The following is a 1,078-nucleotide window of genomic DNA, read 5'->3' as shown; positions in this document are numbered from 1 at the left end:
CCTCTCTGAATTATTCAGATAGTACTGAACCTTCTACATTGGCTTTTGTTTTCATCGTATGGTAGGCATCCCTTTTGTTTCATGGTTAAAAAATTTCATACTAAGTTCGCGTTTTTTCTTTTTGATAAGTGATTGCTCAGCGTTACGTAAATGCGCTACCATTTCCATCTTTATAAATTCATTTTGGATCATGGCTAACGAACCATCGATATGTGCTTGAAGATCTGCAGTATCTTTCAGGTTTTCTTTTTTTTGAATTTCATCTAATAGATGTTGGAGGTATTTAAAACGATTTTCTACGTTTTCAAAAGTTTCTAAACTTACAGCTTTATCTAGTATCGATGCAAATTGTAAACGCCTTGAAATAGCCTTCCCCATTTGCTCAAAAGACGCATAAATTTTGTTTTCTTCCTCTAATACCTTTTGATATGATTCCCTTGAAAGCTTGTCACTCTTATAGAGCGATTCTGGTTCTTTGAGAAAAAAACTAGAAAAGTCTATTTTCTGAGGTGCAGTTTTCTGATTCTTTGTTATAGCTTGATAGGTTTTTTCTGTTTGCGAAAGTTGTTCTTTTTTCAACTCAAGCCGTTTTTTTAAGAGCTCTATAATCTCCAGATATTCTGCTGGTAGAGTAGGTGGGGTCGGTGCGAGATTTCCCTTATTACTAAAAGTAGAAAGATCGATTTTAATATTGGGTGGAAGTTTATATGGTGGCTTGAAACCTTTTGGTGGTATTAGATCAAAATCGGTGCTTGTACTGAGACCTCCTGACCCCATACTAGGAATTATAACAAAACGGCTGTGAGGTCCTTCTAGCTTAGTAAAAGTGTCACTTTTTGCTAAGTTTGTTGTTCCAAGAAAAGCACTAATTGCTATGCTAACAATCAGTTTTTGCATATTTTATTCCTTTTAATTTTCACATATTTAGAAAGACTGACCATTACATTATTAATTTCATAAATCAGTTTATGAGATTCCGTTGTCTCCTCGCTTGATTTCGTCAGGGATTGTTTTATTAATAGGTACACGGTTCCTATCATTGGGCTGTTTTAGCTTTGGTGCTAACGCACAAGCTGAT

The 1,078-nt window shown here is 35.0% G+C and carries 2 protein-coding genes; both read right to left on the bottom strand.

Going from position 1 to position 1,078, the window contains the following annotated elements:
• Window positions 1–51: 51 nt before the first annotated feature.
• Window positions 52–897: a type IV secretion system protein gene (locus ACFIJ8_RS08400; protein ID WP_375639380.1), complete on the bottom strand. Its 846-nt coding sequence runs from the start codon at window positions 895–897 to the stop codon at window positions 52–54.
• A gap of 69 nt (window positions 898–966) precedes the next feature.
• Window positions 967–1,078: TrwH protein (locus ACFIJ8_RS08395; RefSeq protein WP_375639381.1), on the bottom strand; the 112-nt coding region annotated here is incomplete at its 5' end.

The sequence above is a fragment of the Bartonella sp. MF74HXZ genome, assembly GCF_042194445.1.
In the GTDB taxonomy this organism is placed as follows: domain Bacteria; phylum Pseudomonadota; class Alphaproteobacteria; order Rhizobiales; family Rhizobiaceae; genus Bartonella; species Bartonella grahamii.
This window is presented reverse-complemented; position numbering and strand designations above follow the sequence as displayed.

What these genes read in the sequence shown, in the direction of transcription:
- ACFIJ8_RS08400 (WP_375639380.1), bottom strand. Translation starts at nt 897, where the DNA reads ATGCAAAAACTGATTGTTAGCATAGCAATTAGTGCTTTTCTTGGAACA.